At 71.2% G+C, this 21,078-nt stretch carries 23 protein-coding genes; 10 read left to right on the forward strand and 13 right to left on the reverse strand.

Annotated features, from left to right (window positions below):
• Position 1: 1 nt before the first annotated feature.
• A complete protein-coding gene (locus MICNX66_RS06280; RefSeq protein ID WP_187663757.1) occupies positions 2–616 on the forward strand; it encodes a GNAT family N-acetyltransferase in 615 nt (204 codons plus the stop codon).
• Between the two features lie 79 nt (positions 617–695).
• Here MICNX66_RS06280 and MICNX66_RS06285 read toward each other — a convergent pair whose 3' ends face one another.
• The 6 genes from MICNX66_RS06285 to MICNX66_RS06310 form a co-directional block, all read right to left on the reverse strand.
• Positions 696–1,484, reverse strand: a complete 789-nt coding sequence (locus MICNX66_RS06285) for an ABC transporter ATP-binding protein (protein ID WP_187663758.1) — start codon at positions 1,482–1,484, stop codon at positions 696–698.
• Complete coding sequence (locus MICNX66_RS06290) at positions 1,481–2,272, reverse strand: ATP-binding cassette domain-containing protein (protein ID WP_187663759.1); 792 nt, start codon at positions 2,270–2,272, stop codon at positions 1,481–1,483. Before MICNX66_RS06290 ends, MICNX66_RS06285 begins: the two co-directional genes overlap by 4 nt.
• The gene (locus tag MICNX66_RS06295) at positions 2,269–3,138 is read right to left on the reverse strand and encodes an ABC transporter permease (RefSeq protein ID WP_187663760.1); all 870 of its coding nucleotides are present in this window, start codon (positions 3,136–3,138) and stop codon (positions 2,269–2,271) included. Before MICNX66_RS06295 ends, MICNX66_RS06290 begins: the two co-directional genes overlap by 4 nt.
• On the reverse strand, positions 3,135–4,085 hold the full coding sequence (locus MICNX66_RS06300) for an ABC transporter permease (protein WP_187663761.1): 951 nt from the start codon (positions 4,083–4,085) through the stop codon (positions 3,135–3,137). Before MICNX66_RS06300 ends, MICNX66_RS06295 begins: the two co-directional genes overlap by 4 nt.
• A gap of 16 nt (positions 4,086–4,101) precedes the next feature.
• Positions 4,102–5,619 (reverse strand): ABC transporter substrate-binding protein, encoded by a 1,518-nt coding sequence (locus MICNX66_RS06305; protein WP_187663762.1) that lies wholly within the window; start codon positions 5,617–5,619, stop codon positions 4,102–4,104.
• A gap of 92 nt (positions 5,620–5,711) precedes the next feature.
• On the reverse strand, positions 5,712–6,629 hold the full coding sequence (locus MICNX66_RS06310) for an alpha/beta fold hydrolase (RefSeq protein ID WP_187663763.1): 918 nt from the start codon (positions 6,627–6,629) through the stop codon (positions 5,712–5,714).
• A 178-nt stretch (positions 6,630–6,807) separates the two neighbouring features.
• On the opposite strand from MICNX66_RS06310, the gene MICNX66_RS06315 reads away from it, so the two are divergent.
• The 3 genes from MICNX66_RS06315 to MICNX66_RS06325 are packed head-to-tail and all read left to right on the forward strand — an operon-like array spanning position 6,808 to position 8,519.
• Positions 6,808–7,284 carry a carboxymuconolactone decarboxylase family protein gene (locus MICNX66_RS06315; RefSeq protein ID WP_187663764.1) on the forward strand — a complete coding sequence of 159 codons (477 nt, stop codon included), beginning with the start codon at positions 6,808–6,810 and terminating at the stop codon, positions 7,282–7,284.
• The gene (locus MICNX66_RS06320) at positions 7,281–8,015 is read left to right on the forward strand and encodes a tyrosine-protein phosphatase (protein WP_187663765.1); all 735 of its coding nucleotides are present in this window, start codon (positions 7,281–7,283) and stop codon (positions 8,013–8,015) included. Before MICNX66_RS06315 ends, MICNX66_RS06320 begins: the two co-directional genes overlap by 4 nt.
• 33 nt (positions 8,016–8,048) lie before the next feature.
• Positions 8,049–8,519, forward strand: coding sequence for an SIP domain-containing protein (locus MICNX66_RS06325; RefSeq protein ID WP_187663766.1), 471 nt, complete (start codon positions 8,049–8,051; stop codon positions 8,517–8,519).
• 1 nt (position 8,520) lies between these two features.
• Here the strand turns inward: MICNX66_RS06325 and MICNX66_RS06330 are convergent, their stop codons facing one another.
• The 4 genes from MICNX66_RS06330 to MICNX66_RS16985 form a co-directional block, all read right to left on the reverse strand.
• Complete coding sequence (locus tag MICNX66_RS06330) at positions 8,521–8,964, reverse strand: Fe-S oxidoreductase (RefSeq protein ID WP_187663767.1); 444 nt, start codon at positions 8,962–8,964, stop codon at positions 8,521–8,523.
• A complete protein-coding gene (locus tag MICNX66_RS06335) occupies positions 8,961–9,764 on the reverse strand; it encodes an arginase family protein (protein ID WP_187664134.1) in 804 nt (267 codons plus the stop codon). Before MICNX66_RS06335 ends, MICNX66_RS06330 begins: the two co-directional genes overlap by 4 nt.
• 62 nt (positions 9,765–9,826) lie before the next feature.
• Complete coding sequence (locus tag MICNX66_RS06340; protein WP_187663768.1) at positions 9,827–10,570, reverse strand: PspA/IM30 family protein; 744 nt, start codon at positions 10,568–10,570, stop codon at positions 9,827–9,829.
• A 59-nt stretch (positions 10,571–10,629) separates the two neighbouring features.
• Positions 10,630–12,660 (reverse strand): TPM domain-containing protein, encoded by a 2,031-nt coding sequence (locus tag MICNX66_RS16985; protein ID WP_187663769.1) that lies wholly within the window; start codon positions 12,658–12,660, stop codon positions 10,630–10,632.
• A 122-nt stretch (positions 12,661–12,782) separates the two neighbouring features.
• On the opposite strand from MICNX66_RS16985, the gene MICNX66_RS06350 reads away from it, so the two are divergent.
• Genes MICNX66_RS06350 through MICNX66_RS06365 form a run of 4 tightly spaced genes read left to right on the forward strand, consistent with a single transcriptional unit; the run spans position 12,783 to position 16,353 of the window.
• Positions 12,783–13,622, forward strand: a complete 840-nt coding sequence (locus MICNX66_RS06350; protein ID WP_187663770.1) for a DUF3097 domain-containing protein — start codon at positions 12,783–12,785, stop codon at positions 13,620–13,622.
• A 41-nt stretch (positions 13,623–13,663) separates the two neighbouring features.
• Positions 13,664–14,389, forward strand: coding sequence for a tRNA (guanosine(46)-N7)-methyltransferase TrmB (trmB, locus tag MICNX66_RS06355; RefSeq protein WP_187663771.1), 726 nt, complete (start codon positions 13,664–13,666; stop codon positions 14,387–14,389).
• The gene (locus MICNX66_RS06360; RefSeq protein WP_187663772.1) at positions 14,386–15,237 is read left to right on the forward strand and encodes a CPBP family intramembrane glutamic endopeptidase; all 852 of its coding nucleotides are present in this window, start codon (positions 14,386–14,388) and stop codon (positions 15,235–15,237) included. Before trmB ends, MICNX66_RS06360 begins: the two co-directional genes overlap by 4 nt.
• Before the next feature lie 39 nt (positions 15,238–15,276).
• Positions 15,277–16,353, forward strand: a complete 1,077-nt coding sequence (locus tag MICNX66_RS06365) for a DNA polymerase IV (RefSeq protein ID WP_187663773.1) — start codon at positions 15,277–15,279, stop codon at positions 16,351–16,353.
• A gap of 1 nt (position 16,354) precedes the next feature.
• Here the strand turns inward: MICNX66_RS06365 and MICNX66_RS06370 are convergent, their stop codons facing one another.
• Genes MICNX66_RS06370 through MICNX66_RS06380 form a run of 3 tightly spaced genes read right to left on the reverse strand, consistent with a single transcriptional unit; the run spans position 16,355 to position 18,059 of the window.
• Positions 16,355–16,756, reverse strand: a complete 402-nt coding sequence (locus MICNX66_RS06370; protein WP_187663774.1) for a RidA family protein — start codon at positions 16,754–16,756, stop codon at positions 16,355–16,357.
• Between the two features lie 44 nt (positions 16,757–16,800).
• Entirely contained in the window at positions 16,801–17,634 is an 834-nt protein-coding gene (locus tag MICNX66_RS06375; protein WP_187663775.1) for a mechanosensitive ion channel family protein, read from the reverse strand.
• A gap of 38 nt (positions 17,635–17,672) precedes the next feature.
• A complete protein-coding gene (locus MICNX66_RS06380) occupies positions 17,673–18,059 on the reverse strand; it encodes an SHOCT domain-containing protein (protein ID WP_187663776.1) in 387 nt (128 codons plus the stop codon).
• Between the two features lie 180 nt (positions 18,060–18,239).
• On the opposite strand from MICNX66_RS06380, the gene MICNX66_RS06385 reads away from it, so the two are divergent.
• Both MICNX66_RS06385 and MICNX66_RS06390 read left to right on the forward strand, forming a co-directional pair.
• Entirely contained in the window at positions 18,240–19,910 is a 1,671-nt protein-coding gene (locus tag MICNX66_RS06385; protein WP_187663777.1) for a SulP family inorganic anion transporter, read from the forward strand.
• Between the two features lie 103 nt (positions 19,911–20,013).
• On the forward strand, positions 20,014–20,997 hold the full coding sequence (locus MICNX66_RS06390; RefSeq protein ID WP_187663778.1) for an FUSC family protein: 984 nt from the start codon (positions 20,014–20,016) through the stop codon (positions 20,995–20,997).
• The last annotated feature ends 81 nt before the right edge of the window (positions 20,998–21,078 follow it).

Genomic DNA, 21,078 nt, shown 5'->3' on the forward strand with positions numbered 1-21,078 from the left:
CATGCAGTTCGAGCCCGGGGACCGTCGTCGCGTTCTCCCGCGTCATCTGCGACCGGCCTCCGCACCGGACACGTTCTCGTACGCGATCCGCCCCGCTAGGGCCGCAGATCTCCCGCACGTGCGCGAGATCTACAACCACTTCGTCAGCAACTCGGCCGTCACTCTGGACGAGCGCCGCAGCAGCATCCCGTACTGGAGAGACAAGTTCGCGCTCCTGGAGCGGCTCGGGCTGCCTTTCCTCGTGGCGGTGTCGCCCTCCGGCGCGATCCTCGGCTATGCCCTCGCGCAGCCGTGGGCCGGGAAGAACGCCTACCGGTACACGGTGGAGGACTCCATCTACCTCGGGCCGGGCGCGGCGGGGAAGGGACTCGGCTCCGCTCTCCTGCAGGCCCTGATCGACGCCTGCGAACAGCGCGGGCTGCGCGAGATGGTCGCCGTCGTCAGCGATCAAGGGGCGGACGCCTCGATCCGGCTGCACGAGAAGCTCGGCTTCGTGGAGGCCGGGCGCATGGGGCGGGTCGGCCGGAAGTTCGGTCGTGACCTGGGCACCGTCTACCTGCGCCGAGCCCTGCGCCCGTCCCGCCCCCGCCGTCGCCTCTCGCTCTTCCCGCGCTGACCCACCCCTTTGTGTGCGCCCCGGCCCCTTGCGGACGCGCGCAACGGGGTGGGAGGCACGCAAGGGGGTGGGTCGACGATCAGGCGTCGGGGATGACGGGGATCGCGGAGAGCAGCGTGCGGGTGTAGTCCGCCGACGGGTGGAGAAGGACGTCACGGGTCGGACCGCGCTCGACGATGCGGCCGTCCTTCATGACGACGACCGTGTCGCAGAGGTTCTGCACCACACCGATGTCATGGGACACGAGCAGCAGCGTGAACTCGTCCGCGACCCGCAGCTCCGCGAGGAGCTCGAGGATCTGCGCGCGCACCGTGACGTCCAGCGCCGACAGCGGTTCGTCGCCGACGAGGATCCGCGGACGATGGACGAGCGCGCGGGCGAGGGCGATCCGCTGCCGCTGCCCGCCGGAGAACTCGTGCGGGTAGCGGTCGCCCATCTCGGGGTCGAGGCCGACCTGGGCGATGACCTCTCGTACCCTGGCGCGATGATCTCCGTCGATGCCGAGCGCCCACAGCGGCTCCCGCACGATCTGCCCGGCCGTCATCCGGGGGTCGAGCGAGGCGTAGGGGTCCTGGAAGACGAGTCCCGTCTGCCGACGCAGCCAGTGCAGCGACCGCGCGGAGGCGGTGGCATCGACGGTCCGGCCGTTTACCGACACGCTCCCCGCGGTCGGACGGTCGAGCCCGAGCAGGAGCCGCACGAGGGTCGACTTCCCGGATCCGGACTCGCCGATGATCCCGACGGAGGCGCCCTCGGGGACGTCGAGGTCGGTCGGCTCCAGCGCCGTCTGCCGCCGCGTGCGCTCGAACGCCGTCCGCTTCGGCAGGACGAAGTCCCGCCGCAGCCCTCGTGCTTCGATCAGGCTCATGCCGTGCCTCCGTCGGGACGCCAGAGAGTCGCGGTCGCGTCCCGCAGCAGGCCCTGCGTGACCGGTGAGGAGGGCGCGGTCAGCAGCCGCGACACCGGGGCGCTCTCGACGACGCGACCGTGCTCCAGCACCACGCCCGCGGTCGCCACCTGGGACAGCACCGCGAGGTCGTGCGTGATGAACAGCAGCGACATGCCCTCGTCGGCCACGAGCCGGAGCAGCAGCGACAGGATCTCCGCCTGGATCGTCACGTCCAGGGCGGTCGTGGGTTCGTCCGCGATCAGCAGCCGCGGACGGCAGGCGAGGGCCATCGCGATCGCCACGCGCTGCCGCTGACCCCCGGAGAGCTGGTGCGGGTACCGGTCGACGATGGTCTCCGGGTCGGGAAGCCGCACGCGGGCGGCTTCGGCGATCGCCCGGTCGCGCGCCTCGCGCCGCCCGAGGCCCTCGTGGATGCGGATGGATTCCGCGATCTGGCGGCCGACGGTGCGGATCGGGTTGAGCGCGGTCCGCGGCTCCTGGAAGACGATGCCGATGTCGTCGCCGCGCAGCCGGGCGAGATCGCGGTCCGGCATCCCGATCAGCTCGGTGTCGTCCCACCGGATGCTCCCGTGCGCTGTCGCCCCGTCCGGCAGGAGCCCGAGGACGGCGAGCGCGGTGAGGGACTTGCCGGAGCCCGACTCGCCGATCACGCCGAGGCGCGCGCCGTCGGGCACCTGGAACGACACGCCGTCGACGACGCGCCGTCCGTCGATCTCGATGACGAGATCCTCGACTGTCAGACTCATGCGACCACCGCCGGTGTGTGCGTCTCGGCGGCGCGGTGCCGCAGCGTGGGATCCGTGGCCTCGCGGAGCCCGTCGCCGAGCAGATTGAGGGCGAGCACGGTGAGGGTGATGGTGAGTCCGGGCCAGATCACCGTGAGGGGGTGCACACCGATGTAACGCTGCAGATCGGCGAGCAGCAGCCCCCAGCTGGGCTCCACGACCGAAGCGCCGAACCCGAGGTAGGACAGGCCGGCCTCCGCGAGGACGGCCACGGCCATCGACCACGACAGCTGCACGATGAACACCGGCGCCACATTCGGGAGGAGGTGACGGACGAGGTTCTGCGCGGGGGTGAGGCCGGACGCGCGCGCCGCGAGCACGAAGTCGCTCTGCTGTACGCGGCGCAGCTCCGGACGCGTGACCCGCGCGATGTTCACGCCGAACCCGATCCCCACCGCCCAGATCACGACCCAGAGCGAACCGCCCCACACCGACGAGATCATCATCGCGATCAGCAGCACGGGGAAGGCGATGAGGATGTCGACGAGCACGGCCACCGTCTCCCGGACGAGGCGGGTGGTCAGGGCGCCGAGGGCGGCGAGGGCGATGCCCACGAGCGTCGCGACGAGTCCGGCACCCACACTGACGAACACAGTCGTCCGCGCCCCGGCCATGAGCAGGCTCAGGATGTCGCGACCGGTGTCGTCCGTGCCGAGCAGGTGCGGCCAGCTCGGCGGCAGCCAGCGGTCGCCGATGTTCGAGGCCCGCGGGTCGAACGGCGTCCAGAAGAGCGACACGACGGCCGCCAGCGCGACGATGGCGATGACGATCAGCCCGAAGCGACCGGTCGAGGTCCGCCACAGCCGGGGGAACCAGCGCGCGCTCATGCGGCCTCCCGCTGTCGAGGATCGATCGCCCGGTGCAGCAGATCCACGAGGAAGCCGACCACTAGCACGAAGCCGGTCAGCACGAGCAGCTCGCTCTGCACCTTGACGAGATCCCGGGTGCCGACGTCGGTCACGAGCATGCGGCCGATGCCCGGAAGCGTGAACAGCTGCTCGATAACGACCGAGCCGACGATGATCCCGGCGACCTGGAGGCCGAGGACCGTGATGATGGAGAGCCCGACCGCGGGGATGCCGTGCTGGATGAGGGCGCGGGTCTTGGTCAGTCCCTTGGCGGCCGCGGTGCGGACGAAGTCCTGCCCGGCCGCCTGCAGGGTCGCGCTGCGCACGAAGCGCATGAGCATGGCCCCCTCGACGATGCCGATGGTGAGGGCGGGCAGCAGCAGCGCCTCGATCGCCCTGCCCGGCGTGGACCATCCGGTGCGGGGGAAGCCCTGGGGCGGCAGCCAGCCGAGCCACACGGAGAACACCACGATCAGCATCATGCCCGCCCAGACGACGGGCACCGCCGCGAGCGCCTGCGCGCCGACGCTGAGCGCGGTACCGTCGCGATGGCCGCGCCGCAGGGCGGCGAGGATCCCGAAGGGGACGGCGATCAGCACGGCGATCGCCAGCGACATGATCCCGAGCGGGACGGTCACCTGCGCCTTCAGCAGGAGCTCCTCGCCGACGGACGCGCCGGACAGCAACGACGTGCCGAGGTCGCCGCGGAGGATGCCGGCGATCCAGTCGGTGTACTGCACGAGCAGGGGCTGGTTCAGGCCCAGTGACTCCCGCAGGGCCGCGACCTCGGCGGGCGAGGCCTGCGTGCCGGCGATCAGCTGCGCGACGTCGCCGGGGAAGACCCGCAGCGTGAGGAAGATGAGCGCGCTCGACACGAGGAGCCCCGCGATCAGCAGGGCCCCTCGGACGAGCGCGTAACGCAGCACGGGGAGTCGGCCGTCGTCAGCTCGCCGCGGAGACGGTCACACCCGCGAGGTCGATGCGCGAGTTGATCGAGTCCTCAGGGAAGCCGCTGACGAGCGGGCTCACGGCGGTGATCGTCTGGCCGTTGTAGAGCCAGTCGGCCGCGTGGTCCTCGGAGACGATGCGGGCCGCCTCGGCGAGGAGCTTCGCGGAGGCGTCCGCGTCGACCTCTGCCATCGCCTGCGCGTAGAGGTCCTGCACCTCGGCGTTGTCATAGCCGAAGTAGTAGTCCGGATTGGCGAAGTTGCCGAAGTCCCGCGGCTCGACGTGCAGGACGAAGCTGAGATCGTAGTCCTTGTTGGTGTAGACGTCCTCGAGCCAGGTCGGGAACTCCACGGAGTCGACCTCGAGGTTCACACCGACCTTGTCGAAGTCCGAGATGAGGACCTTCGGCACGGTGGTGCCGTAGAACGACGGGATCGTCAGAGTGAGGTCGAGATCCTCCTGGCCGGCCTCGGCGAGCAGCTCCTTCGCCCGGTCGGGGTCGTAGGAGATGACGTCGGAGAGGTCCTCGTAGCCGGGGTCGAGCTCGGGGATCGGACCGTACAGCGGGGTGCCGGCGCCGACGGCCTCGATGAGCGCGTCGTGGTCGATCGCCAGGCGCAGAGCCTCTCGCACCCGGACGTCGTCCAGCGGGGCTTTCTTGTTGTTGAAGGCGAGCGTGGCCTTGTCGGTCGTGCGGCCCGTCGTGAGTGTGAAGTCGCCCGAGTCCTCGAGCTGGGGAGCAAGGTTGGGGTCCACAGCGGTGAGCACGTCGACGTCGCCGGCGAGAGCGGCGTTCACTCCGGCCGTGAAGTCGGGGATGTACTGGAACTCGACCTCGGCGACGCCGGCCGGCTCGCCCCAGTACTCGTCGTTGCGGGCGAAGGTGATCGTGCTGCCCTTGTTCCAGCGCGTGAGCGTGAAGGGCCCGGTGCCGTTCTCCGCGGTCTTGAGGTCGGTGGTGTCGCCCTTCTTGAAGACGAGGCCGGCCGGGCCGGTGAGCGAGAAGAGGAAATTCTGGTTCGGCTCCGACAGCACGATCTGGACGGTCGTGGCGTCCGGGGCCGAGATCGAGGCGACGGACGCGAACTCCGCGTTGCCCTGCACCGTCGTGTCGGTGCGGACGGTCTCGTACGACGCCACGACGTCGGCGGAGGTGAGGGGCGAGCCGTCGTGGAAGGTGATGCCGTCGTTGAGGGTGAACGTGTAGGTGAGGCCGTCGTCGGACACCTCGTAGTCCGAGGCGAGCCGCTCGACGATCTCGTTCTCCTGCGTGCGGCTGACCAGTCCTTCGTAGATGTTGTCGATGAGGACCTGCTCGAGAGCGGCGCCGCTGGTGTGCCGGATGTCGAGGTTCGTGGGTTCGAGCACGAGACCGACGTGCAGGGTGGCGTCGGGGTCGGGCTCGCCGCCCGCGGACGGGGCGGGCTCGGCGGAGCCGGAGCAGGCGCTGAGGATCACGGCGGTGGCCGCGAGCGCGGAGATCAGCGCGAGGCGTCGATGACGTCGGAACATGGGTGTTTCCTCTCGGTGCGGCAGGTGCTGTGTGCCGGTGGGACGAGCCTAGGGTCGGGCAGAGGTATGCGGGGCGGGTGCGGAACGGAACGTCATATTCCGGCCGTGACCGCGGAGGCGACGAGTGCCGCGAGGTCACGAGGTGCCGTCTCCTGCACGTTGTGCGTGGCGTCCAGCACCACGACGCGGGCGTCGGGGAGCCGCTGCTGGAACTGCTCCGCATCGGCAGCGCTGACGAAGCCGCGCTCGGCGCGGACGAGCGTGACGGGCGCTGCCACGGCCGCCAGATCATCCCAGCCGGTCTCGTGCAGCACCGAGGGGGCCGCCGCGGTGCCGGGGTCGTGAGCGGCCAGCGCGGCCGCCGCGAGGCGCGCGAAATGGTGCTTCCACTCCACGCGCCCGTCTGCACGCACGCGCGTGTTGAGGAAGACGCCGCGCTCCGTCTCGGGGCGGGTGCCGCCGAATCCGAGGGCCATCGCCTTGTCGACGAGCTCCGCACGGCTGGCGAAGTCCGTCGGGCCGGCGTAGAACTCGCGCAGGGCGGCGGGGCCGGCGGAGACATCGATGCCGGGGGTGATGTCCACGACGACGAGCGCGGCCACCAGGTCGGGTCGGGCCGCGGCGACAGCGGCGCCGGTGAGACCGCCGAGAGACTGTCCGACGAGCACCTGCGGCCCGGACGTCCATGCGTCCAGCGCGGCGACCACGTCCGCGGCGAGGGTGCGGGGGGAGTAGTCCGCATCGTCACGCCAGGCGGAGTCGCCGTGGCCGGCGAGGTCGATCGCGAGGAGCGGCTGTCCGAGCGCCAGCGCCGTCGTGTCCCACGTGTGGGCGTTCAGCCCCGCGCCGTGCAGGAGCGTGATGCGCGGGGCGTCGGTGCCGAAGCGCAGCGCGCTGACGGACCGGCCGTCGGGAAGGGGGAGGGTCAGTCGCTGCACCGTCGGGAGCGGGACGCCGAGAGCATCGGCCTGTGCGGGAAGATAGGAGAACTCGCTGCTGTCGATCGCCACGCGGCTATTCTGCGCCCGAAATCGCCGCCACGGGAAATGCGAGAGCACATCGACAATTCAGCACCGGTATTCGGTGTGCGTTCAGCTCGGATTTTGCGCAGCATGCTTGTCGATCTGCATTTCGACCTCCCCTCGGGGTGCCGCTCTCCCGCGCACTCGCCGGAATATCATGGGGGGTATGAGCGAACAGCGCGTGCACCTGTCCAAGACGGAGCCTGCGGCCTATCAGGCCCTCGACGCCTTCTCGAAGACGGTCGGCAGCATCTGCGCGGCGAACGGGATCGATGATCGGCTGAAGGAGATCGTCATGATCCACTGCTCGCAGCTGAACGGGTGCAGCTACTGCACGCGGATCCACGTGGACCGCGCGGTCGCTGCCGGATTGGACGCCGACACGATCAGTCAGATCGCCGTGTGGCGTGAGAGCGGTGTGTTCAGCGATCGCGAGCGTGCCGCGCTCGAGCTGGCCGAGGCCTTCACCTTCATTGCGGAGGATGGCATCTCGGACGAGGTCTACGACCTGGTGGGGAGCGTCTTCACCGAGAAGGAGTACGCCGCGCTGAGCTGGGCGTGCGTGTCGATCAACGCCTTCAACCGCATCGTCATCGCCGGGCGCTACCCGGTGCCCCCGCGCGGCTCTCAGGCGGGCGCGTGACGGTCCTCGACGTCGAGGGCGTGACCAACGTCCGGGACGTCGGCGGGATCCCCGCGGCGGGTGGACGCATCCGCCACGGCGTTCTGCTGCGGTCCGGTCAGCTCTCCACGGCGACGACGAAGGGCGCCGCGCGCCTGCGGTCGGCGGTGCGCCACATCGTCGACCTCCGCGACGGCGAGGAGGTCGCCGCGGAACCGAGCGAGATCGAGGGCCCGGAGACGACCCACCTTCCGCTGTTCCTCGGGTCGGTGCGCTCCTTCTTCGAGTCCGACACGAGTCTCGACGACCTGTACCTGCATCTTCTGGAGGAGAGCGGCGAGCGGCTGGTCGCCGCCGTCCGGGTGATCGCCGCGGGGGAGCCGACGCTGGTCCACTGCACCGTGGGCAAGGACCGCACGGGGGTGACGGTGGCGCTGGCGCTCTCGGCGGTCGGCGCCGACAGGGAAGCCGTCATCGCCGATTACGCTCTCACCGAGTCGCAGCTGCCGGCCGAACGGTCACGGCGCATCGCCGCGTACCTGCGGTCGCAGCATCCCGAGGCGGTGCACGCCGTGGATCTCGCCACCCGCTCACCGGCCGAGGTGATGCGTCGGCTGCTCGCGGAAGTGGACGAACGGTGGGGGTCGGCCGCCGGCTATCTGCGCGCGAACGGCATGACCGATGACGAGCTCGCCGCTCTGCGCGATGCGCTCGTCGAGCCCGTGTCGGAGGATGCCGCCGCCGAAGGTTAGGCAAGCCTTCGCTTGGTGTACGATGGGATCACCATGGACACCACGCTCGACACCCGGAGCACGCGTGCGGCACGCCGCGCGGCGCGCCGTCGCGCACACCACCTGGTCACCGCCGACGAGCATTCGCTGCTCGACCTCGAGGCGTTCCTCGCGACCCTCCCGCTCTGTGCGTCCGGTCGCATCTTCATCGAGGTTCCCGATGCCTCCGACATCGGCGTGATCCACGCGCCGGGCCGCATGACCGTCACCTGGCTCGCGCGTTCCGCGCGCTCCGGAGCCCCGGGCACTGGACGCGGCTGCACCCCGGGTCAGGCGCTGGCCCGAGCCACGTGCGCATGGGCTGACGAGATGCTGCTGGATGACGAGGTCGAGACGCACGTCACACTGCTCGGCGGCTACCTCGGCACGGCCGACATCGTCGAGCACCTCACCGACCGCCTCGGCGTCGCCGCGCACCGCATCCGCGTGCCGGAGCGCTTCGGTCTGCTTCCCGTCGAGAACTGAGTCAGCGGGTGCGGCGCACGTAGTTGCCGTCTTCCAGTCCTGCTTCGATCTCGAAGCGGTTGCGCAGCGGGTCCCGTCCCGCGAACAGGTAGAGCACCGGCATCAGGAAGCCGTAGCGCAACCACTGCTGCTTGTGGACGGCCTCGTGGCGCAGCACCGCGTCGGTCGGCCGCGCGTCGCCGGTGAGGAAGCACCCGCCGACGCAGACGCCGCCGCGGTGGAAGGTCCACCGGGGCATGCCGCGGAAGACCCAGAGTCCGCCGCGCCGTTCGATCGGACCGGTGCTCCACAGCGTGCCCCAGATCCAGCCGACGGCCGTTCCCCAGAGGTAGCCCAGTCGGCTGATCGGCGAGCGCAGCAGGAACGAGGGGATGCGGCGATCCGCCCGGCGCCCGCGGGCGAGGCGTTCTGCCGCGATCGTCTCCCAGCCCGCCCTGGGACTCATGCGACGGCTCCGACGAGGCGCAGGATCGCGCCGAGATCGTCGACCGCGTCGGCGGGCGTACGGGGCGCGAAGCCCGCGATGGTCGCCCCCGCCAAGGGGACGCGGGCCCGCAGTTCTCTGATCGCCGTGCTCAGAGACGTCGGGGTGACGCCGAAGGGGACGGCAGCGGAGACCCCGGTGAAGGTCGCGGGATCGAGGACGTCGACGTCGATGTGGACCCAGACACGCTGGGCGCCCGTGGCCTGCACGGCGTCGGCGAGCGCCCCCGGGTCGTCCAGGTCGGCCACCCCGAGGTCCCGGAGGCGGTCCAGTTCGTCGGTCTCGGCGTCGTCCACGTTCCGGACGCCCACGGTGACGACGCGGTCCCGGCGGATGCCGGGGGAGAGGGCGAGCTGCGGTTCTCCCTCACCGAGGACGGCGCGCAGCGCCATGCCGGAGAACGCACCGGAGGGTGATGTGTCCGGAGTGTGCAGGTCGGCGTGCGCATCGCACCAGACCACCGCGAGGTCGTCAGTGCCTCCGGGGAGCGTGTCGAGTGCGGCGACGGTGATGCTGCAGTCGCCGCCGATCAGCACGGTTCCGGCTTCGAGATGCCCGGCCACGAGCTCCCGGGTCCGGGCGAGCGCGCTGAGTCGTCGGACGCCCGTACCCAGCGATTCCCCCGCCTCGACGGGGACGTCGAGGACGGTCGTCGCCGCACGCGGCAGATCGCCCGCGATGGCCGACGCGCCGTCGACGAGGAGCATCGCGCGGGCGGCGGGTGAACCCTGCCACTGCGGCACGACGAGGAAACGCACCATGGAGACCTCCCGGAGACGGAACGGCGGATGCCCGGGCGTGCGCCCGGGCATCCGCGACGGTGTCAGTTGCCTTCGAGCGCCTGCCGCGGCGCGCTGCCGCCGGCCTTCAGCTCGGCGAGGCGCGCCTCGACCTCGGTGAGCTCCCCGAGGTCCTCGAGGCTCTCGAACTGGGCGTCGAGGCTCGAAGCGGCCAGTTCCGCCTTGCCCTGGGCGAGAGCCTCCTGGCGGCGGACCTTGTCCTCGAACCGTCCCAGCTCGCTGGTGGGGTCGAGCACGTTGATCGAACTGACCGCGTCCTGCACCTTGGTCTGCGCCTCGGCGACCTTGGCGCGGGCGAGGAGCTCGCTGCGCTTGTTCTTCAGCTCGTTGAGCTTGTCCTTCATGCCGTTCAGGCCGCTCTTGAGCTTGTCGACGATCTCGGTCTGAGCCGCGATCTGCGGCTCGGCGCTCGTCGCCTCCCGCTCGGCGCTGATCTGGCGCTGCAGGGCGATCTTCGCGAGGTTGTCGAACTTGTCGGCGTCAGCGCTGTTGCCCGAGCCGCGCATCTCGTCGGCCTTGCGGCTGGCGGCGAGGGCCTTGTTGCCCCACTCGGTGGCCGCCTGCACGTCTTCCTCGTGGTCGCGCTCCAGCAGCCGCAGGTTGCCGATGGTCTCCGCGATGGCGGACTCGGCGTCGGCGATGCTGTTGGTGTAGTCGCGGACGAGCTGGTCGAGCATCTTCTGCGGGTCTTCCGCAGAGTCCAGGAGGGCGTTGATGTTCGCGCGGACGAGGGTGGAGATCCGTCCGAAGATGGACTGCTTGGTCATGCGTGGTTCCTTTCAGAGGGGCGTCTTCGAGAGCTTGGCGTATGTGTCTGTGCGAGGGATCAGAAGCGTCGACCTCCGGACCGTCCTCGTCCGCCACCGCGGGATCCGCCGCCGCCGAACCCGGAGCTGCGGAAGCCGCCCGAGGAGCGCCAGCCGCTGCTGCGCCGCGAGGAGCCGCCGCCCCCGCCGCCGGCGAGCAGTCCGCCGATGATCCCGCCGAGGATGTCCCCGCCGATGCCGGAGCCGGTGGAGCGGGACCCGGAGCCGCCGAAGACTCCGCCCCAGCCGTCGTCCGCGTAGGCGCCGGGGGAGTACGCGCGCAGGTCGGCCTCCGCCGCGGATGTGGCCTCGCGCGCGAGACCGAGGGCGCGCTGCGCCTCGGCGAGGGCGCGCTCCACCTCGGTCGTGCGCAGGGTGAGCGCCTGGGTGAGGGCGGCGTCCGCCGCAGCGAGCCGGGTGCGGGCGGTGGAACCCACCGTCCCCCGACGCGTTTCGATGAAGTCGCGCGCAGCGCGGATCTCCGACCCGGCCTGGGCGAGCGTCTGCTCGAGGAGCTGCTGTGCGCGACGCGCGCGGTCCACGGCTTCCCGCCCCTGGGCGATCGCGCCGTCGATCTGGGCGTTCGCAGCGGTGAGCGCGTCCAGGGCCCGCTGCGGGTTCCGCGGCGTGCCGAGGAGATCCTGGTGCGCCGCCCGCAACTGCGCGGTGACAGCGCCGGACGCGGCGGCCAGAGCGCCGGTCGGATCGGGGAGCTGCGATGCTGCGGTGACATCGGCCTCCAGCTCCGCCACGAGGGCCTGCGCCTGCGCTTCGATGGCGGACAGCTCGGCGCCGAGGGCGGTGATCGCCTGGACGAGCTGCTCGGCCTGTGCGACCGCCTGTTCGGCGGTGCGGATCGCGAAGGCGGCCTCTCCGCTGCGGCCGGCGGCCAGGGCCTGAGCCGCCGCATCGATCGAGCGATCCGTCAGTGCCGCACGTTCCTGAGCCTGCGCGGGGTTGTCCGCCACGGTGGCCAGCGTGCTCTGGTCGTACGTTCCGGAGAGAGCAGCGAGCGCGGGTGCGGCGGAGGCGAGGAGCGACATCAGTTCGTCCCGCTCTCGACGCACGCGCTCCAGCTCCTGCTGCGCGTTCTCCTGCAGCTTGCGCAGTTCATCGAAGGCCTCGGTGTTGTCGTCGAGGATGTCGTCGATCTCGTCCGCCAGCCGGATGATGCGGATGTGCCACGCGCGCCGGTCGTGGATGGAGTCCTCGATCTCGTCGTCGAGCTTCTGCCGCAGGTCGAACGCCTCGGCGATCTTCGCCTTCGCCTCGTCGACGGCGCGGGAGAACTCCGCGGTCGCGCCCTCGCCGTACTGCGCCACGGCGAATCCCAGCTCCTCCCGGCTCGAGGTGATGGCGTTGTCGGCGCGGACGAGCGCGGCGCCTGCCTGCTGCTCCACCTGCGCATCGGTGAGCGTGGAGAACGGATCGGCGGGGTCCGGGGTCTCCGGCATGGCGCCCCGCTCGCGGATGGCTGCGCTGCGGCGCGAGCGACGGACCAGGGCCACGACGAGCCAGATCAGCAGGGCGGCCGCGACCACCCCGACGATGATCAGCATGACGCGGAGCGCTCCGGCGCCGCCGTCCCCCTGGATCTCGTCCGCGGCCAGTGTGATGGCGCCGACCCAGTCGCCGCTGCCGGCGAGCGGGGCGATGGCGTCCTCGATGGTGGCGAGCTGCCCGTCGCTCAACGGTCCGGAGGAGTCCGCGGAGATGTAGAGGCTGCGGCCCTCGACGGCGATCGCCAGCAGGTACTGTTCGGGGCCGAGCCGGTTGTCGTTCGCGACCTGATCGGCCCAGTCGACGCTGTCGCTCGGGTCGGTGAAGTCGTCGACGAGGACGACGAAGAGGTCGGCGGAGGAGTTGTCGGTGAGCTCCTGCAGGCGCGACTCGACCTGTTCCTCCTCGGCGGGGGAGAGGACGTCGGCCTGATCGGTGACGTACCCGGAGTCGAGCGTGAGCGGATCGGTCGCGGACGCCGCCGAGGCGGACAGCGCACCCGTCGCGACCGCGAGGGCCAGAGCACCCAGCGTCAGCCACCGTTTCGTCATCGTGTTCCCTCCGACCGGCAGCCGAGCCCCATGTGTCGAGTCTATGCACTGGGTACGACACGCGACAGCACTCGCGCGCGTCTCGGCGTTCGCCCTCAGCGGAGGCACATACGCTGGAAGGCATGGACGACAGGTACGGATCGGACGTGCTGGCGGCGGGCTGGCGCGAGCGCGGCGCGAAGCCGGTGCCGCAGGTGCCCGCGGAGGTCGATCTCGTGGTCGAGGTCGCGGCGGACGGGTTCTGCGGGGCCGTGACGAAGGTGCAGGGCGGCACCGTGGAGCTCGAGGACCGGCTCGGCCGGCGGCGCCTGTTCCCCCTCGGCGGCGGCTTCCTCATCGACGGAGCTCCGGTCCGCCTCGCCGCCCCGGCGGCGTCCGCACAGGGACCCCGTCGCACGGCCTCCGGATCTTTCGCGGTGGCGGATCAGCGGGCGCGGACGGCGCTGCCCAGCCGCATCCTCGTCGAGGGGCGGCACGACGCCGAGCTCGTCGAGAAGGTGTGGGGCGCCGACCTGCGCGTCGAGGGCGTCGTCGTCGAGTACCTGCAGGGCGTGGATCTGCTCGACGAGCTCCTCGCCGCTGAGCCCCCGAGTGCGCGACGGCGGTACGGAGTCCTCGTCGACCACCTCGTGCCGGGGTCGAAGGAGTCCCGCATCGCCGAGGCGGTCGCCCGCGGCCCGCACGGCCGGCACGTCCGCATCGTGGGCCACCCGTTCGTGGACGTCTGGCAGTGCGTCACCCCTCGGGCACTCGGCATCGCGGCATGGCCCGAGATCCCGCGCGGCGTCGACTGGAAGACCGGCATCTGCCGCGCGTTCGGCTGGCCGCACGAGACCCAGGCCGACACGGCGAGGGCCTGGCAGCACATCCTGTCGAAGGTCACGACCTACCGCGACCTCGAGCCCGCGCTCCTCGGGCGGGTGGAGGAGTTGATCGACTTCGTCACCGCGCCCGCGGGGTGACCGCGTCCGGCCGCGGGACCGCCGGCGACTACCCTGGATCCATGCCCGAACCGCGTACCTTCCGCGACGAACCGGTGTCCTTCGTGCGTCGGAGCGGCCGGATGTCCGAGGCGCAGGAGCGCGCCTTCACCGATCTCGCCCCGCACTATCTGCTGGATGTCCCGCGCGCGGTGGCATGGACCTCCGTGCACCCCGAGGCGCGGCTGGACGTCGCCGCCGAGTACGGCCGGGAGGCCGATCTCTTCGTCGAGATCGGGTCCGGCCAGGGGCATGCCATCGTCGCCGCCGCGTCGAGCCGTCCGCACGACGACTTCCTCGCGGTGGAGGTCTTCCGTGCGGGGCTCGCCCGGACCATGCTCGACGCCGACCGCGCGGGTGCACAGAACCTCCGCGTCGTGGAGGCCAATGCGCCGGAGGTGCTCTCCTCGTACCTGCCGGAGGCAGCGGCGGCCGAGGTGTGGATCTTCTTCCCCGATCCCTGGCACAAGAAGCGCCACACGAAGCGTCGCCTGGTGCGCCCGGGATTCGGGGACACGGCCGCCAGGGCGCTGCGCGACGGCGGCCTCCTCCGGCTCGCGACCGACTGGGAGGACTACGCACTGCAGATGCGGGAGGTGCTCGACGCCGAGCCTCTGTTCGAGCGGGCCTTCGAGGGCGACTGGGCCGAGCGGTTCGACGGCCGCGTCATGACCGCTTTCGAGCGGAAGGGCCGCGCGAAGGGCCGCGACATCCGCGATCTCGTGTACCGCCGACGGGATCGTGCATGACGGAGGCCTCTCCGAGTGCGCCCATGGGGGTGCGCCTCGTCCCCGCGGCGCTGGTGTGCGCGGCCGCCCCGGCCTTCTTCGTCGTGGCGCTGCCCTGGCTCGGCTGGCTGCTGCTGGCGCTGGGCGTCGGTGCCGCCCTGCTCGTGGAGCGCCGCGGCGAGCCGCTGACCGGGGCCGACGGATCCCGGCGGCCCTCGCTCACCCGTGACCTCTCGCTGATCGCGCTCGGCATGCTCATCGTGAGCGTCATCCCGCTCGCGGCGGAGCTCGACAACCTGGCCATGCTGCGCTTCGCCCTCGCGCTCGGCGGTGCGGTGCTCGTGCCGTATCTGCTCTCGCGGTTCGCCTTCCGCGACCGGGCGATCCGGTTCCCCTGGCGGACCGGGCAGCGCTGGGGACTGCTCCACTGGGGCTGGCTCGTCGCGGTGCTGGTGCTCGGCTGGCTGATCCTGCCCTTCTACTTCATCACCAGCGGCGTCTATCAGAACTGGCCCGTGGTGGACACGCCCGATCTCATCGCGCGGCTGTTCGTCGGCGTCGGCGCGGTCGGCATCTGGGATGAGCTGTTCTTCATCTGCACCGTCTTCGCGCTGCTGCGTCGCCATTTCCCCGATGCGCTGGCGAACGTGCTGCAGGCCGTCGTCTTCGTCTCCTTCCTCTGGGAGCTCGGCTACCGGGAGTGGGGGCCGCTGCTGACCATCCCGTTCGCGCTGCTGCAGGGGTTCATCTTCCTCCGCACCCATTCGCTGGCCTACGTCGTCACGGTGCACCTCCTCTTCGATGCGGTGGTCTTCGCCGTCCTCGTCCACGCCCACAACCCCGGGCTCCTGCCGATCTTCCTGGTCTGACGGGGTGACTTCCCGGTCGTCAGCGGTCACACTCGATGCATGACCGAGTGGGTGCTGCACGTCGACATGGATCAGTTCATCGCGGCAGTCGAGGTGCGGCGCCGTCCGGAGCTGGCCGGCCGTCCTGTCATCGTCGGGGGACGCGGTGATCCGACCGAGCGGGCCGTCGTCTCGACGGCGTCGTACGAGGCCCGCGCGTTCGGCATCGGGTCGGGCATGCCGCTGAAGATCGCGGCGCGGAAGGCGCCGGAGGACGCGGTGTTCCTGCCCGTCGATCACGCGGAGTACGAGCGGGCATCGGACGAGGTGATGGCCGCGCTGCGTGCGCTGCCGGACGTGGTGCTCGAGGTGGTGGGGTGGGACGAGTGCTTCCTCGGAGTCGCGACCGATGATCCGGAGGGCGTCGCGCGGGCCGCCCAGCGGGCGGTGGAGGAGGCCACCGGCCTGCACTGCTCGGTGGGCATCGGCGACAACAAGGTGCGGGCGAAGATCGCGACCGAGTTCGGCAAACCGCGGGGGGTCTTCCGGCTGACCTCCGACAACTGGTTCGCGGTGATGGGCGACCGGCCGACGCGTGACCTGTGGGGCGTGGGGCCGAAGGTGCAGAAGCGGCTGGCGACCCACGGTATCGCGACGGTGCGCGAGCTCGCGGCCGCGGACGAGGAGACGCTGGTCGCGGAGTTCGGTCCGAAGATGGGGCGGTGGTATCTGGGTCTGGGCTCGGGGCTGGGGCCACGGATCGTCGACGACACCCCGTGGGTGGCCCGGAGCCACAGTCGAGAGACCACGTATCAGCAGAACCTCACGACACGCGACGCGGTACAGGATGCGCTGCGCGAGCTCGCGGGCCACGCGTTCGACGACTGCGCCGTCGAAGGGCGCCCGGTCACCCGGGTGCACCTCAAGGTGCGGTATGCGCCGTTCGAGACGAAGACCTTCGGCCGGAAGCTCCCGGACCCCACGACGGAACGAGAGGACGTGGTCGCGATGGCACTCGCTCTCGGCGAGACCCTCGACGCCGACCGGGAAGTGCGGCTGCTCGGTGTCCGTGCCGAGATGACCATGCCCGACGAGCCGGACGGCGCGGAACGCACCCCCGTGCGCGGTCGCATCTGACTCAGTCGCGGACCATTGCGGCGATCGCGCTCACCTCGATGAGTGCTCCGGGCACGCCGAGGCCCGCCACCCGTGCGGCGGTCACCAGGGGCGGGGCGCCCTCTCTGGCGAGCGTGGCGGCCACGGCGCCGTACGCCGCGCGCAGATCTGCCTCCTGATCGATGAGGACGGTCCAGCTCACGACGTCGTCGAGCGTCGCCCCCGCGGACTCCAGTGCGACTCGGGCGTTGTCGAGAGCGCGAAGGGACTGCGCGGCCACGTCGGGGGAGACGACGGCACCGGAGGCATCGACGCCGTTCTGCCCTCCGATGTAGACGGTGGTCGCCCCGGGCGGGACGACAGCGGCGTGACTGAAGGCAGGGCTGCGGACGAGGCCGTCCGGTTGCAGGAAGGTGATGTCCATGCGCAGATCATGCCCGAGGGCACCGACATCGCGCACCCCTGGTCTCACACGGGGTCGGACGGGACGAGCGGTGGTGGGGCCGGGACGCTGGTCACCGTGCCGGTCGTGCCGAGGTTGCCGAGGGCATCGAAGACCGCGATCACGACCGCGGCACTCGCCACGGCACCGTGCAGCGGGTGGTGCCAGAACTGCAGCCGCGCGGTCAGCCGGTCTGCGCTCACGCTGACCACGAGTGCCCGCACGCCCTCGTGCCGGTGCACGCCCTCCGCCGTCCTGGCCGCGTCGACGAGCGGCGCGAGCAGATCATCGATCCCGGTCGTCCCGTCCCGCCGGACCCGCACCTCCACCTCGCTGCGCCGGGCGCCATGGGTGGAGTCGTTGACGACGGGATCCGAGAGCAGGCGCGCATTGGGGATGTGGAGGGTGCGCCCGTCGACGGTGTGCAGGATCACCGCGCGGGCGTTGAGCTCGGTCACGGTCCCGGCGATGACCGAATCCAGGGCCTCCACGACGATCTCGTCGCCGATGCGGACCGTCTGCCGTGCCTGCAGCAGCACACCGGCCGCGAAGTTGTCGGCGACGCCGCGGAGGACGAGGATCGCCACGATGCCGAGGATGACGACGATCGCGAGCAGAGGCTGGACGTTGGCGCCGAGCATCGCGAGCGCGATGCCGAAGCCCAGCAGGAGGATGGCGTAGCCGACGAACTGCGCGATCGCCGTCCCGACGGCGGCGGAGATCCCGGGGGCACGCCGGAGCAGGGCTGTGGTGCCCCGGCGTGCGAACCGCGAGATGATCCAGGTCGCGAGGGCGACGAGCAGGGCGAGCAGCAGCTGCCACCAGTCGATGTCGGTGGGCAGCAGATCCTGCAGGTCCATGCCGCGGGCTCCTCGCGATGGTGGGGGCCGGCCGCGGCCTACTGCAGCGCCTTCGCCTTGATGAGGGAGTACTCGTCCGGCGTGATGGTGCCGGCGTCGAGGAGTGCCTTGGCCTTCGCGATCTCCTCGCTCGGACTGCTGCCGGCGACCTGCTGGATGTAGGCGTTCGCGGCCTCCTGCGCCCGACGCGCCTCGGCGCTGCTGCGTTCGGCCATGCCGTTGCCGCGGGCGATGAGGTAGACGAGGGCGGTGAGGAACGGCACGAAGATCAGGAAGAGGATCCACACGGCCTTCCACCAGCCGCTCAGCTTGTGGTCGCGGAACAGGTCTCCGATGATCGCGAACAGAGCGAAGAGGTACGCGGTGAAGGCGAAGATCCACAGGAACCACCAGATGATGTCCCAGAACGATGCCCAAAATCCCATGACTGCTCCTTTCTCGGTGCCGCCGTCGCCGGGGCACGCTCGGAACATACCGGCGGCCGTGACCCTCCGCACCGGTTCCGTGGGGAGTTCACCCGGGTGACTCGGGTCCGCGACGCGTCCTCGGCCGGACGCCGCCGGAGCGTCGGCAGTACGCTTCCCTCGACGGCGGAGGGAGCCCCGATGAGCGCAGTGCGCAGACCGTCCTGGCTGCTGAGCACTCTGGACGGCTACCAGCGCGGGTGGATCGTGCGGGACGTCCTCGCCGGCCTCTCCGCGGGTGCGGTGGTGGTGCCGCAGGCCATGGCCTACGCGACGATCGCCGACCTCCCGGTGCAGGTCGGCCTCTACACGTGCATCGTGCCGATGCTCGTCTACGCTCTTCTGGGCGGCAGCAGGGCGATGAGTGTCTCGACGACCTCGACCATCGCCACCCTCACCGCGACGACGCTGGTCTCGGCGGGCGTCGCTGCGGGGTCGGACGACGCTCTCGGCGCGCTCATGATGCTCACCCTCCTGGTGGGGGCGGTGCTGCTGCTCGCGCGGGCGTGCCGCCTGGGCTCGCTCGTCGAGAACATCAGCGGAGCCACCGTGCTCGGACTGAAGATCGGGGTCGGGGCGACGGTGGCCGTGGGCCAGCTGCCGAAGCTCCTCGGAGAGTCGTTCGACTTCTCCGGCCACGGCTTCCTCCGGTCCCTGGTCGCCGTGGGAGGGGCGTTCGACAGCGTCAACGTGCCCACGCTGCTCCTCTCGACCGGATCCATCGCCACCCTCCTGCTCCTCAAGCGCTTCGCTCCGCGGGTGCCGGGCACCCTCGTCGTCGTCGCGGCCGGCATGCTGCTCGTCGGGGTCGGCGGGATCGATGAACTCGGGGTCGACCTCATCGCCCCGGTGGCCGGTGGTCTGCCCGTTCCTGGCATCCCTGACCTGTCCGAGGCCGCGGCCCTCGTGCCGGGAGCGCTCGCCATCGCCGTCATGGCCTTCCTCGAGTCCGCTGCCGTCGCGCGCAGCCTGCGCCAGGCGACGGAGCCGCAGATCGACAGCGACCAGGAGCTCTTCGCGACCGGGGCGGCGAACACCGTCGGCGCATTCTTCGCGGCCATGCCCGCAGCAGGCGGATTCTCGCAGAGCGCGGTCAACCAGGGAGCCGGCGCCCGCTCCCAGCTGGCGACGCTGACGACGGTCGCGCTGGCCGTCCTGGTCGCGCTCTTCCTCGCTCCTGTGCTCAGCCTGCTGCCGGAGGCGACGCTGGCCGCCATGGTCTTCACGGCGGTGGCCGGACTCATCAACATCCCCGAGCTCGTGCGGTGGGCGCGCATCAGCAGAGTGGACTTCTGGGTCGCGACCGCGGTCGCGGCGATCGGCCTCACGGCGGGACTCCTTCCTGCGGTGGCCGTCGGGGTCGTGGTGACCCTCGTCCTCGTCTTGCGGGAGCTCAACATCCCCCGGGTCCGGGTCGTGGGGCGGAGGGGGAGTGCTCTCGGTCTGGAACCGGAACGGGGGCTGTACACCGCGAACGCGCTCGCCAACCAGCGGCTCATCGTCCAGACGGTCGCGGCTCAGGCCGAGCCGGTGCGGACGCTCGTGCTCGGGCTGCCGCAGCAGGTGGTGATGTCCATCACCGTGCTCGACACCCTGGAGGCGCTCGACCGGGAGCTGGCTCAACTCGGTGTGCAGCTCCACCTCGCGGCTCTGCCGGAGGAGGCGTCCGTCGTCGCGGCGCGGACCCCTTGGTACGCCGGGCTGGTGGAGGCGGGCCGCGTGCACCCTGCCGTCGATGTCGGGCTCCGGGCCGCGGCGGACCGGGAGGAGCGCGGGGGCGTTCACCCGGGTGAAGTGCCCGACGAGCGGTGACGCGCGGTCATCGCCTGCCTAGGCTGACGGCACGAGGGATCCGTGGGGCGATCGATACCGGGGAGAGCATGCCCGACCGCAGCCGGAACCGGAGAGCGAGACGATGATGGCGGCGCGCGGGGGACTGACGTGGCGGTGGTCGCGGTTCGGTCTCGGCGTCCTGTACGCCGTGCCTCCGATCGCGGTCGCACCGTTCGACCCCGCTCTCGCGCTGGCGCTGAGCATCGGGGTCCTGCCCGCGGCCGTCATCGGACTGCCCCCGCGGCGGCGGGCCCGCTCGGCGATCCCGGTGCTGGGGGCGCTGGTGGCGCTGGGGCTCCTGCTCGGCGCCACCCTCTCCCTCGTACCGATCTTCGCCGTGCTCGCCCTGGCCGTGCTGGCGGTGCTGGCCAGCATGCTCGCCGCGCGGGAGCGCGCCGGACAGCTCGCTCTGACCCTTGTCCTGCCCATGGTCGGGATCGGTCTGAGCTTCCCCCTGTCTTCGACGACGCTCCTTCTGGCGGGCGCGATCGTCACGGGTTCGATCTACGCGTGGCTCATCGCGCTTCTGTGGCCGGAGCACGGGGCGGGTGCGCGGGCCCCGGCGGCCATGCCCAAGGGGCGAGCCCTGCTGATCTACGGGATTCTCCTGGGCGCCGCCGCGGGGACGGCGGCCGCCATCGGCTTCGCGACCGGGGTCGAGCACGTGGGCTGGGCGACGGGCGCCGTGCTGCTCGTGATGCGTCCCGTGCGCGGGCAGCTCGTCCTCCGCAGCGTCGGTCGGGCGGCGTCGGTGCTCATCGGAGCGCTGGCGGCCGCCGGTTTCGCGTTGCTGTCTCCGAGTGGTGCGGTGATCGGCCTCGCGATCGGCGTCGTGCTGGGGTGTCTCGGCGCGGTGCAGGAGAGCCGGTGGTATGTCGCCCCCGCCTTCACGACCTTCCTCGTCCTCACCCTGCTGCTGTCGACATCGGTCGAGTCGCCGACCGCGCGCTTCCTGGAGCGGACCCTCGAGACGTTCCTGGGCGTGGCCCTCGCGCTGTTCTTCGGGGCGCTGGTGCCGGCGTTGTTGGCGATCCGACGGCCGGTGCGCGCCGGCGTCACCGAGTGAGCCCGGTCCGCGATACCTCTTGCGGGACCGCTCCCACCTTGCAATAGACTGCCCGCGAGGGGGAGCAAGATCGAAATCGGG

Origin of the sequence: Microbacterium sp. Nx66 (assembly GCF_904066215.1) — a bacterium.
Classification (GTDB): Bacteria; Actinomycetota; Actinomycetes; order Actinomycetales; family Microbacteriaceae; genus Microbacterium; species Microbacterium meiriae.